The following is a 13,863-nucleotide window of genomic DNA, read 5'->3' on the forward strand; positions in this document are numbered from 1 at the left end:
CCCTCCCGCCACTCGCGATGCCCCGCAGGCGCATTCGATCCAGCGATCCCGAGAACCGGAGCCTTCCAGCGCTCCGTCGGCCCCTCAGCCCCGGGCCTTTCCGCCCGCCGACCCGCCCCGCATGAGCTCCGCCAACGCCTCCCGATCAGTGACATCGAGCTTGATGCAGGCGCGATACAGATGCCCCTCCACCGTCCGCACCGATACCGTGAGGCGGTCGGCGATCTGCCGGTTGCTCAGCCCGGCCGCGACCAGGTTCGCGATCTCGCGTTCGCGGGCGGTGAGCGGCAACGGCTGGGCGGATTGGCGCAGGGCGGGGGTGCTCGCGCCGCCGCAGGCCGCGGCCAGGCGGCTGGCGGTGGCGGCCGACTCGAGTAATCGGCGGCGATCTCCCGAACGGTCGTGGGCCGACGCCGCCTGGGCCGCCGCGTCCGCGGCCGACAACAGGACCCCGATCTCCTCGAATTCGCTTGCGACGGAATCCAATTCGCCACCGTCGCCCGCCGCCAGCGCGACCGCGTGCCGGGCCTGGAGCTGCACCAGCCGCCCGTCGACCCGGGAGGCCAAGTCGCGGAGCCGATCCGCCACGCCGTGCTCGCCGAAGCGCGCCGCGCTGTGCAGGGCCATCGCCTCGATCGCGTGCTGATGCGCCGCGCCCGCCGCGTCGGCGGCCTCGAGCGCCGTGCGCACGGCGGGGCTGACGGTGCCCTCGGCGGCGGCCTGCCAGGCCCGCGCGATCTGCAACTGCGGTTCGTACACCGCGCTGTGCCGACCGCCGCGCGCCACCGCCTCGGCGATGGACTCGGCGGCCTCCGCCGCGCGCCCCAGGGCCGAATACGCCTCGGCCAGGCGGATTCTCGCGGGGAACATCCAGGCCGCCGCGCCCTCGGCGTGCAGCGCGGCCAACGCCTGCTCCAGATTCTCGATGCCGTCGGGGAACCGTCCCTGCGCCACGTCCACCGTGCCCTGGAGAATGCGCGAAAAGCCCCAGGCCAGATACTGTCCCGGCGCGGAGTAGCCGAAATAGCCACTGGCGCACCGGCGAGCGGCGGCCAGATCGCCGGTGAAGGTCAGGGCCAGCACCTCGGCGTGGGTGGACATGAAGCGGTTGAGCCCGTCGATGTGCGACTCGACCTCGTGCCCGCGGTCGGCGTAGGCCCGCGCCCGTTCGGCGCGCCCGGTCAGCGCCAGGGCCAGCCCGCCGCCGAACGAGGCCCACCACACCGCCCACGGCGGCGCGTCCGCGCTCGACATCACCTGTTCGGCGTCGGCGATCGCGTCGTCGACCCGGTTCTCGTTGACCGCGCACGCCGACGCCAGTCCGGTCAGGGTCAGCGCGATCTTCGGATGGGTGACCCGGCCGCGCACCAGCGCCAGCACCTCGTCGGCCCGGTCCGCATCGCCCATGGCCCACAACAGATTCGCCACCCGGGTGCTGCCCCAGCGGGCCAGCTGCACCTCGTTGAGCTGATCGGGATCGAAACTGGCGAGGGTGCGCTCGGCCTCGATCCGATGCCCCTGCCACAGCAGCGCGCGGGCCAGCAGATCCGCCGCCTCCACCCCGCCGCGCCGCTCGACCGCCGCGCGCGCGAACCGCTCGCCCAGCGGAATGTTGGCCAGCCCGATCGCGTCCTCCGACGCCGCCACGAACAGCTCCAGATCCGCGGATTTGTCGCTGTCCAAAGCCAATTCGGCCAACCGGATGCGATCCGACGCCGACCGCACCGGCCGCTCCTTGAGCGAGGAGTACAGCCGCCCGCGCAGCCGCCGCGCCGACGCGATGCCCAGCCGCCGGCGGATGACCTCACCGAACAGCGGATGGTTGTAGCGCACCAGCAGCTGATGCCCGTTCTCCACGATCCGCACCACGCCGCGCGATTCGGCCGACTCGACCGCCTCCTCACCGGCCAACTCGGCCAGCACGTCCAGATCGATCGGCTCGCAGAAGGTCAGCAGCTCCAGCACCCGCAGCACCGCCTCCGGCAGCTGCTCGACCCGATCCTCCAGCAGCGCGGCCAGTTCCGAGGTGACCGCGGCCCGCCCGCGCAGCTGCCACACCCCGTTGACCTGCCGCAGCGTGCCCGCCTCCAGCGCGCCCTCGACCAGATGCCGCAGGAACAGCGCGTTGCCGCCGGAGGACTCCCACATCAGATTGGCGGTGAAGCCCTCCAACTGCCCGCCCAGCATGGATTCGACGAGTTCGACGCTCTGCCGTTCGGTGAACGGCCGCAGGTCGATGCGCAGCAGATGACCGTCCTTCCACAGTGAGGTCACCGCGTCGGGCACCGAGACCCCGCTGCGGACCGTGCACACGATCCGGGCGGCCTTGTCGATCGCCAGCTGCAACAGCAGCGTCGCCGACAACTGATCCAGCAGATGCGCGTCGTCGACGCCGATGATCACCTCGCCGTCGGCGAGCAGCGCCTCGCGCGCGGCCGCCATGAACGTGACCGGATCGTGCGCGGTGTAGACCCCGACCATGTGCGCGAACACCCCGAGCGGAATGCTGCGCGCCGATTCGGTGCCCGCCACCCAGCGCACGTTCGCGCCCAGCGCGGCGGTGGCCTGCCGTGCCAGGGTGGTCTTGCCCACCCCGGCGTCCCCGGTGAGGACCGCGCCGACGAATTCGGGACCGGTGAGGGCCGCCCGAATCGACTCGAGGTGCCCCGCGCGCTCGATCATCGGCCAGTTGCGAGCCATACGACTCACTCTAGTGGCCCCGGTGAGCGCCGGCCGCGCGAACCAACACCGATGGGTAACAAGCGCTTACGAGGCCCAGACCTGGTCGATCGGGGTGGCCTCGGACGGCGGCGGGGTCGGCACGCCGCCCGGGGTGCGGGAGAACCGCGGCGCGGGCGCGTGCTGCACGACGCCATCGATCTCGATCAGCCCCGTGCGCGCGACGATGTGCGCGTTCCGCTCGGCCTCGGACAGGGTGAGCACCGGCGTGCAGCAGGCGTCGGTGCCCTCGAACACGGCCGCCCACTCGTCCCGGGTACGGGTCTTGAACCGTTCGGCGAACAGTTTGCGCAGCTGCTCCTGACCGTTCGGGTCGATCTGGTGCGGCAGACCCTCGGGCTCGATCTCGAGGCCCTTCAGCAGTTCGGCGTAGAACTGCGGTTCGATCGCGCCGACGGCCATGTACTTGCCGTCGGCGGTCTCGTAGGTGTCGTAGAAGGCCATGCCGGTGTCGAGCAGGTTGCTGCCGCGCTCGTCGGACCACAGGCCCATGCCCTTCATGCCCCAGATCATGTGCGACAACGCCAGCGCGCCATCGATCATCGCGGCATCGATGACCTGCCCCTTGCCGGAGTACTGCCGTTCCACCAGCGCGGCCAGGATGCCGAAGACCAGGAACATCGAGCCGCCGCCGAAGTCGCCGACCATGTTCAGCGGCGGCACCGGCCGCTCGCCGCGGTGCCCGATCGCGTTGAGCACACCGGTCAGCGAGATGTAGTTGATGTCGTGCCCGGCCCGGTCGGCCAGCGGGCCGTCCTGACCCCAACCCGTCATCCGCCCGTACACCAGGCGCGGATTGCGGTCGAGGACCACGTCCGGGCCCAGGCCCATGCGCTCGGTGACGCCCGGCCGGAAACCCTCGATGAGCACATCGGCCTTGTCGACCAGCCCGAGCACGCGCTCGATCTCGGCCGGATCCTTCAGATTCGCCTCGACGATGGTCCGGCCCCGCCACTGCGGGCGTTCCATGAAGCCGGGCAACAGGCCGGGCCGCTGCACCCGCACCACGTCGGCCCCCAGATCGGCGAGCAGCAGCGCCGCGTGCGGCCCCGGGCCGATGCCCGCCAGTTCAACAACCCGAATGCCCACGAGCGGGCCCTGCTTGGTGGCGGTGGATGGAGTGCTCACGCCCTACCTCGGTTCGTCGTCGATCCTGTTGTCAGTACGACAATAAGGGGTGCCCGGCCGGTTCGGCACCGGCCCTATTCGATCACCGGGAGCGGTCGGGTGTCGCCCGGCGGCAGCTGGGAACGGTCCAACCGCAGGGTGGGGGCCGAATCCCCGTGGACCGGGCGGGCTTTCAGCGGCAGCCGATAGAACGCGCGGGCGTTGTCGTCGAGCACCTTGTACATATCGGTCCCGACCGCGTCGGCGATGATCGCCACATCGGCGTCCCGGAACGGCCGCCCCGCCCGGTTGCCGGGCAGGTCGGAGCCGAACATCAGCGCGTCCGGATTCACGGTGTGGATGCGCCGCAACGCGTTCGGCACATCCATCGCGACCCGGCCGAACCCCGACGCCTTGACCCGCGCCCCGCGATCGACCAGATCCAGCAAATAGGGCAGGCAGACGTCGGACATGCCCAGGTGATCGATCGACAGCGCGGGCAACTTCGAGATGACCGGTTCGAGCGAGCCCAGCATGGACCCGTCGATGTACAGCTCCACATGCCAGCCCACCAGCGCGTGCGCGCGCAGCGCCTGCCGGGTCAGCGCGACGATATCGCCCGCGGCCCGCTTGAGGTTGAACCGCAGCGCGCGCACGCCCGCCCGATCGAGCTCCACGATCTGCTCGTCGGTGGCGTCGGGGTGCAGGTTGATCACCCCGACCCAGTTCGGCCCGAGTTCGGCCAGCGCCGCGATCATGAACGCGGTGTCGGCGCCCTGGAACGAGGCGCTGACCACGGCGCCGCCGTCGATCTCGAAGCGCGCCATGCGTTTTCGATAGTCGGCGATGGTGTACGGCCGAGGCAGGTAGCCCTCGTTCTCGATCAGCGGGAAGCGCGGATCGATGATGTGGAGGTGGGTGTCGAACACGTGCTCAGCATGCCTCGGCGGTCACGGGGTCACACCTTGTGCGGCTCGCTGGCGCGCAGCATGTCCTCGCGTTCGACGACCTTGACCCGTTCGCGGCCCTGCGGTTCGCCCAGCGAGCGCTCGTGCGCGTCCAGGCGGTACCAGCCCGCCCAGGTGGTGAACGGAATTCCCTTGTCCTCCAGCCACTTCGTGACCGCGTCCGGATCCGGCTCGGGGGCCGGGGTGAAGTTCGGGGCGTCGTCGAGCAGGCAGGCGATGGTCTCGTTGGCGTCGCCCTTGGTGTGGCCGATGAGGCCGACCGGGCCGCGCTTGATCCAGCCCGTCACGTAGGTCGCGGGCAGGTAGCGGCCGTCGCCGTCGGCGTCCTCGTTCGACAGCACCCGGCCCGCCTCGTTCGGCACGGTCCCGGCCTGTCCGTCGAAGGGCAGCTGCGGGATGTTCTGCGACAGGTAGCCCACCGCCCGGTACACCGCCTGCACGTCCCACTCGGTGAACTTGCCCGTGGGCTTGCAGTTGCCGGTGCCGTCGAGCTGGGTGCGCTCGGTGCGCAGGCCCACGACCTTGCCCGACTCGTCGCCGAGCACCTCGGCGGGCGCCTCGAAGAAGTGCAGGAACAGCTTGTGCGGGCGGTCGCCGACATCGCGGATCGCCCACTGCTCCAACGTGTTGCAGACCATGTCGACCTGCTTGGAGTGCCGCCGCGCCGCCTCGGAACCCTCGTCGTAGTCGATGTCCTCGGGGTCGACGATCACCTCGATGGTCGGGGAGTGGTCGAGTTCGCGCAGTTCGAGCGGGGTGAACTTGGCCTGCGCCGGACCGCGGCGGCCGAACACGTGCACCTCGATCGCCTTGTTGGCGCGCAGGCCCTCGTACACGTTCGGCGGGATCTCGGTGGGCAGCAGCTCGTCGCCGGTCTTGGCCAGCACGCGCGCCACGTCCAGGGCCACGTTGCCGACGCCGAGGACCGCGACCTTCTCCGCGTCCAGCGGCCACTCGCGCGGCACGTCGGGATGCCCGTCGTACCAGGACACGAAGTCCGCCGCGCCGTAGGAGCCGTCCAGCTCGATACCCGGCACGCGCAGATCGCGGTCGGCGTTGGCGCCGGTGGAGAAGATCACCGCGTCGTAGAACCGGCGCAACTCCTCGAGGGTGATGTCGCTGCCGTAGTCGATGTTGCCCAGCAGCCGCACCTGCTCCTTGTCGAGCACCTTGTGCAGGGCGGTGATGATCCCCTTGATCCGCGGATGGTCCGGCGCCACGCCGTAGCGGATCAGCCCGAACGGCGCGGGCATCCGTTCGAACAGGTCGATGCTCACCTCGGCGTCGGACTTCATCAACGCGTCGGCGGCGTAGATTCCGGCCGGTCCGGCGCCCACGATCGCGATGCGCAGTGGGCGGTTCGCTGCACTGTGTTCGGTCATATCTACGCGCACCCTCTGGTCGAGAACTCTGTCGTCATGTCTTAGCCGTCTTTCTTAGCTTAGGCTAAGTTGACGTGCGGTCCGGGATCCTGCCCCTGCGTCCCCGGCGATGCTGCCTCGGGGTTCCAGCGATTCTATCGGTGGCAGCTATGGCCGATATTCCCGGTCCGCGTCGGGTAATTCGAGTGTGATTCCGGACACTGGGGGCGACCGGCGATGATGGGCGCATGACCGATGCCGTCGAGCCGACTCCGATCGACCAGCGCGAGACCACTCGCTCGCCGGTCCCGTTCATCGCCGCGGCCGTGCTCGCGGTGCTGGTGATCGTCGGCATCGTGCTGCTGGCCGTGCTGCGCCCGGCTGAGAACAATGTCACAGATTCCGACCGGGTCGCGATCGCGGCGCGCAATTTCGCGACCGCGCAAGCGGATTCGGACGCGAAGCGCCGGGCCACCACGGCCTGCGCCGAATTCGACGCCGCCAAGTCGCCGCTCGGACCGGACGCGGTGGGCAAGCACGTGGAGATCGCGGGCGTGCGCGACACCGTCATCGACGGCGACCGCGCGCGGGCCACGGTGACCAGCCGCGTCGACGGCCGGGAGCGGACCGCGACCTGGAACCTGGTCCGCGCGGGCGATCATTGGCTCGTCTGCAACGTTTGACATGCGACCCGCTGACCAGGCACTCTGCTTCGGAGGTCATGAGCGCCAGCGCCAAGCCCCGGCTCGCTGGCCGGCAACCCTCCTCCGCGGTGGGGTGCTCCGGGTGACGACCTGGCACGCGTCGAATCCCGGCGCGGCAAGCGTGGATTCTCGAGGAGGTTCGATTCGGATGAACGAGCAGAGTCGCCGCTGTCCCGGTGAGGCACGGTCATGAGCTACGCGGGTGACATCGATCCGCAGCAGGCGTGGGACCTGTTGCGCGACAACGCGAACGCGGTTCTCGTCGATGTGCGCACCGACGCCGAATGGCGGTTCGTCGGCGTACCCGACACCAGCGGAATCGACCGGCCGACGGCCCTGATCGAATGGGTCGACGGAACCGGTTCGCGCAATCCGCGTTTCGTCGATCAGCTGAAGCAGGTGCTCGGCGATCGCCCCGACGACGCCCCGGTGATCTTCCTGTGCCGCTCGGGCCAGCGATCCATCGGCGCGGCCGAGGCGGCCACCGCTGCGGGCTTCACCCCTGCCTACAACGTGCTCGAGGGCTTCGAGGGACCGCTCGACGCGAACGGCCATCGCGGCGGCGCGGGCTGGCGCGCCCGCGGCCTGCCCTGGAGGCAGTCGTGATCAGCGGCGGGGCGTTCGACCGTCCCCTGCCCGAGGGCGTCGGCCCGGCGACGATCAGCGTGCGCGGCGGGCTGCGCCGCTCCGGATTCGAGGAGACCGCCGAGGCGCTGTACCTGTCCTCCGGCTTCGTCTACGAGAGCGCCGAGGCGGCCGAGGCCGCGTTCACCGGCGATATCGAGCACTTCGTCTACTCGCGCTACGGCAACCCCACTGTCGCCATGTTCGAGGAGCGGATGCGGCAGATCGAGGGCGCCGAGGCGTGTTTCGCGACCGCCAGCGGGATGGCCGCGGTCTTCGTCGCGCTCGGCGCGCTGCTGGGCAACGGCGATCGCCTCGTCGCCGCGCGCAGCCTGTTCGGCTCGTGCTTCGTGGTCTGCAACGAGATCCTGCCGCGCTGGGGCGTGGAGACGGTGTTCGTGGACGGCGAGGACATCGCGCAGTGGGAGGAGGCGCTGTCGAAGCCCACGCGGGCGGTGTTCTTCGAGACGCCCTCCAATCCCATGCAGACCCTCGTCGACGTGCGCCGGGTCGCCGACCTCGCGCACGCCGCGGGCGCGAAGGTGGTGCTGGACAACGTCTTCGCCACCCCGCTGCTGCAACGCAGTCTCGACCTGGGCGCGGACGTCGTGGTGTACTCGGGCACCAAGCACATCGACGGCCAGGGCCGGGTGCTCGGCGGCGCGATCCTGGGCCCGCGCGACTACATCGACGGCCCGGTGAAAACGCTGATGCGCCATACCGGTCCGGCGCTCAGCCCGTTCAACGCGTGGACGCTGCTCAAGGGCCTCGAGACCATGCCCCTGCGGGTGCGGCACTCGGTGTCCTCCGCGCTGCGGATCGCCGAGTTCCTGGAGCGGCATCCGGCCGTGGCCTGGGTGAAATACCCGTTCCTGCAATCACATCCGCAGTACGAGCTGGCCCGCGAGCAGATGTCGGGCGGCGGCACCGTCGTCACCTTCGAACTCGCGGTCGGCGACGGCGCGGGCGAGGGCGCGGCCAAGAAGCGCGCCTTCGAGGTGCTCAACCGGCTGCGCGTCATCGATATCTCCAACAATCTGGGCGACGCCAAGACCCTCATCACGCATCCGGCCACCACGACGCATCGGGCGATGGGGCCGGAAGGCCGTGCGGCCGTGGGCATCACGGACGGCGTGGTGCGCGTCTCGGTCGGCCTCGAGGACGTCGAGGATCTGCTGCGCGATCTCGAGCAGGCCCTGGCCTGAGTTTCCCGGACGCCGCCCGCCGATGAGTTCCGGCGGGCGGCGTCGTCCTTTTCCGTGACCCCTAGGAAAAGGACGTTCCCATGCAGATCATGGCCCGCCTGTGCATCTCGGCCGACGGCTACATCACCACCCCCGACGGATGGCCGCCGCAGGTGATCGATCCGACCCACGGCCCGGGCAGTCACGGCATCGCGGAGTTCCTGCGCACCTGTGAGGCGGCGCTGATGGGCAGCACCACCTTCGTCCCCGCGCTCACCGCCGACCGCTGGCCGTGGCCCGATCTGCGGGTGTACGTGCTCGGCTCGGAGCGACCCGCGGGCACGCCCGACGACGTGACCTTCGACAGCGATCCGGTGCGGCTGCTGGAGCGGCTGAAGGCCGACAACCAGGGCGGCGACGTCCACCTCATCGGCGGCCCCGCCACCATCGAGACCTATCGCGCGCTCGGCGTGCTGGACAAGTTCGAACTCGTGGTCCTGCCGTTCTTCGTGGGCGGCGGTATGCGCCTGACGGATTCGCTGAATCCGGAGACCGGGCTGGAGTTCGAGAGCTCGCGGCCGCTGCCCGGCGGTTCGGTGGAGATCGTCTACCGCGTCCGCCGTTGACAGCATTCTGTCAAATATGACAGGATACTGTCATGATGAGAACAGCGCATGTGGCCGTGTACGACACCTTCGCCGACTGGGAGCCGGGTTACGTCACCGCGCAGATCAACCGGGGCCTGTGGCAGCGTGAACCGGGCAGCTGGCGGGTCGTGACCGTGGGCCCGAGCCGGGAACCGGTCACCTCGATGGGCGGGCTGCGCGTGCTCCCCGATCTCGCGCTCGACGAGCTCGCCCCCGCCGACAGCGCCCTGCTGCTCCTGCCCGGCTCCGACACCTGGGTGACCGGTGAACTCGCCGCGTTCGGGCGCAAGGCCCGCGAATTCCTCGACGCCGGGGTGCCGGTCGCCGCGATCTGCGGCGCCACCTTCGGGCTGGCCCGCGAGGGCCTGCTCGACGACCGCGACCACACCAGCAACGCCGCGGAATTCCTTGCCGCCAGCGGATATTCGGGCGCGGCCCGATACGTGGCCGAACCCGCGGTGTGCGACGGCGACCTGATCACCGCCTCGGGCACCAAACCGGTGGAGTTCGCCCGCGCGATCGCCGCGCGCCTGGATCTCTACGAGCCGCGGGTGCTCGACGCCTGGTACGACCTGTACGGCCACAACGACGCGGCGGGCTTCTACGCGCTCGCCGACTACGAGTCGCGCCGATGAGCCGTGCCCAGCAGGCGCTGTTCAGCACCGCCGCGATCACCACGTTCAAGCTGAACGGCCAATTCCTCACCATCGCCGAGGAATTGGCGCGCCCCGCCGGGATCACCGCGGCGTGGTGGCAGGTGCTCGGCGCGGTCCTGCACGAACCGCTGCCGGTGGCCGGGATCGCCCGCGCCATGGGCATCACCCGGCAGAGCGTGCAGCGCATCGCGGATCTGCTGGTGGACAAGGGTCTGGCCGAGTACCGGCCCAATCCGGCGCACCGCCGCGCCAAACTGGTCGCGATCACCGAGGCCGGGCGCGCGGCGAATGCGCGCATCGGCCCCGGCCACGCGAAACTCGCGAAGCGGCTCGCGGACCGGCTGGGCGAGGCCGAATTCGAACGCGTCGTCGCCGCGTTGACCACGCTCTCGGCCGCGCTGGACGACCTCGAGGCCGAATAGCCTAGGCGGAGAACGGATTCGTGGTGCGGCCCACCAGATCGGCCACCGACTCGATCACCGTGGTCGGCCGATACGGGAAGGCCGCCAACGAGTTTCGGCTGGAGATGCCGGAGGTCACCAGGATGGTCCGCATCCCCGCCTCGAGTCCGGCGATCACATCGGTGTCCATCCGGTCGCCGATCATCACCGTCGACTGCGAGTGCGCGCCGATCCGCCGCAGCGCCGACCGCATCATCAGCGGATTGGGTTTGCCCACGTAGTACGGGTCCTTACCGGTGGCCCGGGTGATCAGCGCGGCCACCGAACCGGTCGCGGGCAGCAGGCCCTCGCGCGACGGCCCGGTCGGATCCGGGTTGGTGGCGATGAAACTCGCGCCCCGATCGACCAATCGGATGGCCGTGGTGATGGCCTCGAACGAGTACGTACGGGTCTCGCCGAGCACCACGTAGTCCGGATCGCTGTCGGTGAGCACGTAGCCGATCTCGTGCAGCGCGGTGGTCAGGCCGGATTCGCCGACCACGTAGGCCGTGCCGCCCGGCTTCTGCTCGTCGAGGAAGGTCGCCGTCGCCAGCGCCGAGGTCCAGATCGCCTCCGGCGGGATGTCCAGGCCGGTGTGGCGCAGCCGGGCCTGGAGATCGCGCGGGGTGCGGATGGAGTTGTTGGTGAGCACCAGGAAGGGGATGTCGTTGGACTGGAGTTCGGCCAGGAACTTGTCCGCGCCCGGGACCAGGTGGTCCTCGTGCACCAGCACACCGTCCATATCGGTCAGATAGGACAGGATCGGCTCGTCTTCGGCGGTCACACAGCCCACGGTACATGCGACGATTCGGACGGCGGCCTAAGGTCGAAGACAGCGACAGGCGAACCTTAAGGAGTGGCGCAGTGAGTGACCTCAAGCTCGGGTACAAGGCGTCGGCGGAACAGTTCGGACCTCGGGAACTCGTGGAGCTGGCCGTGTCCGTCGAGGAACACGGGCTCGACAGCGCCACCGTCAGCGATCACTTCCAGCCCTGGCGGCACAAGGGCGGGCACGCCCCGTTCTCGCTGGCCTGGATGACCGCGGTCGGCGAGCGCACCAAGCGGATCCAGCTGGGCACCTCGGTGCTCACCCCCACCTTCCGGTACAACCCGGCCGTGGTCGCGCAGGCGTTCGCGACCATGGGCTGCCTCTACCCCGACCGCATCATGCTCGGCGTCGGCACGGGGGAGGCGCTCAACGAGATCGCCACCGGGTACAAGGGCGACTGGCCGGAGTTCAAGGAGCGGTTCGCGCGGCTGCGCGAGGCCGTGGACCTGATGCGGGCGCTGTGGACCGGTGACCGCACCGACTACGAGGGGCAGTACTACCACACCCTCGGCGCGTCCATCTACGACGTGCCCAAGGGCGGCATCCCGATCTACATCGCCGCGGGCGGCCCGCTGGTGGCCAAGTACGCGGGCCGCGCGGGCGACGGATTCATCTGCACCTCCGGCAAGGGCATGGACCTCTACACCGACAAGCTCATGCCCGCGGTGAAGGAAGGCGCGGAGAAGGTCGGGCGCACCCTCGCCGACATCGATCGGATGATCGAGATCAAGATCTCCTACGACACCGATCCCGAACTGGCGCTGGAGAATACGCGGTTCTGGGCCCCGCTGTCGCTGACCCCGGAGCAGAAGCACTCCATCACCGACCCGATCGAGATGGAGGCCGCCGCCGACGCGCTGCCGATCGAGCAGATCGCCAAGCGCTGGATCGTGGCCAGCGATCCGGACGAGGCCGTCGCCCAGATCAAGCCGTACGTCGACGCGGGCCTCAACCACCTGGTCTTCCACGCCCCGGGCCACGACCAGCGCCGCTTCCTGGACCTGTTCGCCCGCGATCTCGCGCCCCGGCTGCGGGCGCTGTAGGCGCTGCGGTCAGGCGCGGGTGAGTTCGAACAGGCGCATGTTCCGGGTGGTCCGCTCCCGGTAGGCGGCGTAGGCGGCGGTGGTGTCGACGAAGCGGGCGAAGATCTCGTCCTTGCGCGCCGGGTCCTCGATCAGCCTGGCGCGCACGGGGATTCGCTCCCCGGCGAGGGTCACCACCGCCTCGGGGCGGGCCAGCAGGTTCGCCGTCCAGGCGGGGTGGTGGGCCCGGCCGAAATTGCTGCCGAGGACGTAGAGCGCGCTCCCGTCGCGCACGTACAGCAACGGTGAGGTGCGGGGCTGCCCGGATTTGCGGCCGGTCGTGGTGAGCAGGACGACCGGCGCGCCGATCGGGCCGAGCACGGTGTAGCGGCCCGCCGTGCGCTCGAGCACCCTCCGATCCAGCGGGGTGAGCGCGCGCACGACGAACGAGCCGGGCCGGGTCGCCGCGAACCGGCTCGCCAGCCGCGCGAACGGTGTGGTGCGCGAACCCCATTCGCGGTGCGGGAACGGTGCTGTCATAGCGGGTATTCTACGGGCCGCGCCGGTGTTTGCTGCCCGGAACCTATTGTCATACAACGTGTTTCACAACTGGGCGCGCACCTTGACCAGGAAATCGAGGTGCGCCCGCCAGTCGTCGCCGCCCGCCAGCAGCACCCGTTCCACCCCGGCGTCCCCGAACCGGCCCAATTCGTCGACCGCCGCGTTCACCTCACCCGAACCGAACGCGACGATCGTGATCGTGGGCGCCGGACGGCCGAAACCGCTTGCCAGCTCGGCCAATTCGACCGCCGCGTCGCGCACCTGCGCCGGGGTCTGCCCGATCCCCACCCAGCCGTCGCCGAATTCCGCGGCCCGTCGCCGCGCGCGGGAGCCGTCGCCCGCCACCAGGATCGGCGGCACCGTCGCACCCGGCGCGAGCGTCGCCTCGGTGCCGTCGGGCAGCGTCGCCGGGCGGCCCGCGATGAGATCGGGCAGTACGCGCAGGCTCTCGTCGGTGCGGCGGCCCCGATCGGGGAAGGAGCGCTCGGCCGCGCGCCAGCCGATATCGCCGTGCGCCGGATTGCCGGTGCCCACACCAAGCAGCAGCCGGTCGCCGGACACGTACTGCAGCGAACTCACCGCCTTGGCCGCCCACGCCGCGGGCCGCAACGCCAGCAGCATGACGCCGTAACCGATGCCGATCCGCTCGGTGACCGCGGCGGCGGTGGCCAGGGTGACCGTGCTGTCGAGCATGGGCGCGCTCGCGATCAGATGGTCGGTGGCCCAGACCGAGTCCAGATCGCCGTCCTCGGCGAGACGGGCCGCGAGCCGTACGTCGCCGAGCACCGGCCGGGCCGGATCCGGGGTCGAGGTGGGGAGGAACGCGCCGAGTCGCACTGACATGTCGAAAACCTTTCGTCCTGTTCGCGATCGACGCTACGGCGAGGGCTCGAGCGGGCCAATGCTCGGCTGACGCAGAAGTATGTCCGATCGGCTCGCCACTGCTCGGGGCGCGTTCGAATGTGATTTTCCGGAAAGTTGCCCCATGGTCCACCGGTTCCGGCGCTCGCCGTCATTAAGC

General features: G+C 70.2%; 14 protein-coding genes and 1 riboswitch. Of the genes, 7 read left to right on the plus strand and 7 right to left on the minus strand.

The annotated features are described in order from the left end of the window. Positions 1-84: 84 nt before the first annotated feature. The 4 genes from ACFYTQ_RS32810 to ACFYTQ_RS32825 all read right to left on the minus strand — a co-directional run bounded on the left by ACFYTQ_RS32810 (position 85) and on the right by ACFYTQ_RS32825 (position 6,196). The gene (locus ACFYTQ_RS32810; protein WP_387369312.1) at positions 85-2,700 is read right to left on the minus strand and encodes a LuxR C-terminal-related transcriptional regulator; all 2,616 of its coding nucleotides are present in this window, start codon (positions 2,698-2,700) and stop codon (positions 85-87) included. Between the two features lie 66 nt (positions 2,701-2,766). Further along, positions 2,767-3,867 carry a CaiB/BaiF CoA transferase family protein gene (locus ACFYTQ_RS32815; protein WP_387369314.1) on the minus strand — a complete coding sequence of 367 codons (1,101 nt, stop codon included), beginning with the start codon at positions 3,865-3,867 and terminating at the stop codon, positions 2,767-2,769. Positions 3,868-3,941: 74 nt separating this feature from the next. After that, positions 3,942-4,775: an amidohydrolase family protein gene (locus ACFYTQ_RS32820; RefSeq protein WP_387369316.1), complete on the minus strand. Its 834-nt coding sequence runs from the start codon at positions 4,773-4,775 to the stop codon at positions 3,942-3,944. Between the two features lie 29 nt (positions 4,776-4,804). Next, positions 4,805-6,196 (minus strand): FAD-dependent oxidoreductase, encoded by a 1,392-nt coding sequence (locus tag ACFYTQ_RS32825; protein WP_387369318.1) that lies wholly within the window; start codon positions 6,194-6,196, stop codon positions 4,805-4,807. Between the two features lie 227 nt (positions 6,197-6,423). Here ACFYTQ_RS32825 and ACFYTQ_RS32830 point away from each other — a divergent pair, with 227 nt between their 5' ends. The 6 genes from ACFYTQ_RS32830 to ACFYTQ_RS32855 all read left to right on the plus strand — a co-directional run bounded on the left by ACFYTQ_RS32830 (position 6,424) and on the right by ACFYTQ_RS32855 (position 10,412). Beyond that, positions 6,424-6,858, plus strand: a complete 435-nt coding sequence (locus ACFYTQ_RS32830) for a hypothetical protein (RefSeq protein ID WP_387369320.1) — start codon at positions 6,424-6,426, stop codon at positions 6,856-6,858. A 34-nt stretch (positions 6,859-6,892) separates the two neighbouring features. Beyond that, positions 6,893-7,007, plus strand: a riboswitch (SAM riboswitch). Positions 7,008-7,068: 61 nt separating this feature from the next. Further along, complete coding sequence (locus ACFYTQ_RS32835) at positions 7,069-7,485, plus strand: rhodanese-like domain-containing protein (protein ID WP_387369322.1); 417 nt, start codon at positions 7,069-7,071, stop codon at positions 7,483-7,485. After that, positions 7,482-8,708 (plus strand): O-succinylhomoserine sulfhydrylase, encoded by a 1,227-nt coding sequence (locus ACFYTQ_RS32840; protein ID WP_387369324.1) that lies wholly within the window; start codon positions 7,482-7,484, stop codon positions 8,706-8,708. The genes ACFYTQ_RS32835 and ACFYTQ_RS32840 overlap by 4 nt, the downstream gene beginning before the upstream one ends. Positions 8,709-8,788: 80 nt before the next feature. Further along, positions 8,789-9,313, plus strand: a complete 525-nt coding sequence (locus ACFYTQ_RS32845) for a dihydrofolate reductase family protein (protein ID WP_387369326.1) — start codon at positions 8,789-8,791, stop codon at positions 9,311-9,313. 35 nt (positions 9,314-9,348) lie between these two features. Continuing rightward, entirely contained in the window at positions 9,349-9,969 is a 621-nt protein-coding gene (locus tag ACFYTQ_RS32850; protein WP_387369488.1) for a type 1 glutamine amidotransferase family protein, read from the plus strand. Next, complete coding sequence (locus ACFYTQ_RS32855; RefSeq protein WP_387369328.1) at positions 9,966-10,412, plus strand: MarR family winged helix-turn-helix transcriptional regulator; 447 nt, start codon at positions 9,966-9,968, stop codon at positions 10,410-10,412. The genes ACFYTQ_RS32850 and ACFYTQ_RS32855 overlap by 4 nt, the downstream gene beginning before the upstream one ends. Position 10,413: 1 nt before the next feature. Here the strand turns inward: ACFYTQ_RS32855 and ACFYTQ_RS32860 are convergent, their stop codons facing one another. Further along, positions 10,414-11,172, minus strand: a complete 759-nt coding sequence (locus tag ACFYTQ_RS32860) for an HAD-IIA family hydrolase (protein WP_387369490.1) — start codon at positions 11,170-11,172, stop codon at positions 10,414-10,416. 122 nt (positions 11,173-11,294) lie between these two features. On the opposite strand from ACFYTQ_RS32860, the gene fgd reads away from it, so the two are divergent. Next, the gene (gene fgd / locus ACFYTQ_RS32865; protein WP_387369330.1) at positions 11,295-12,302 is read left to right on the plus strand and encodes a glucose-6-phosphate dehydrogenase (coenzyme-F420); all 1,008 of its coding nucleotides are present in this window, start codon (positions 11,295-11,297) and stop codon (positions 12,300-12,302) included. Between the two features lie 9 nt (positions 12,303-12,311). On the opposite strand, the gene ACFYTQ_RS32870 is transcribed toward fgd, so the two are convergent. Both ACFYTQ_RS32870 and ACFYTQ_RS32875 read right to left on the minus strand, forming a co-directional pair. Next, complete coding sequence (locus ACFYTQ_RS32870; RefSeq protein WP_387369332.1) at positions 12,312-12,821, minus strand: nitroreductase family deazaflavin-dependent oxidoreductase; 510 nt, start codon at positions 12,819-12,821, stop codon at positions 12,312-12,314. Positions 12,822-12,884: 63 nt separating this feature from the next. Further along, complete coding sequence (locus ACFYTQ_RS32875) at positions 12,885-13,685, minus strand: LLM class flavin-dependent oxidoreductase (protein WP_387369334.1); 801 nt, start codon at positions 13,683-13,685, stop codon at positions 12,885-12,887. Positions 13,686-13,863: the final 178 nt, after the last annotated feature.

Origin of the sequence: Nocardia sp. NPDC004068 (assembly GCF_042874315.1) — a bacterium.
Classification (GTDB): domain Bacteria; phylum Actinomycetota; class Actinomycetes; order Mycobacteriales; family Mycobacteriaceae; genus Nocardia.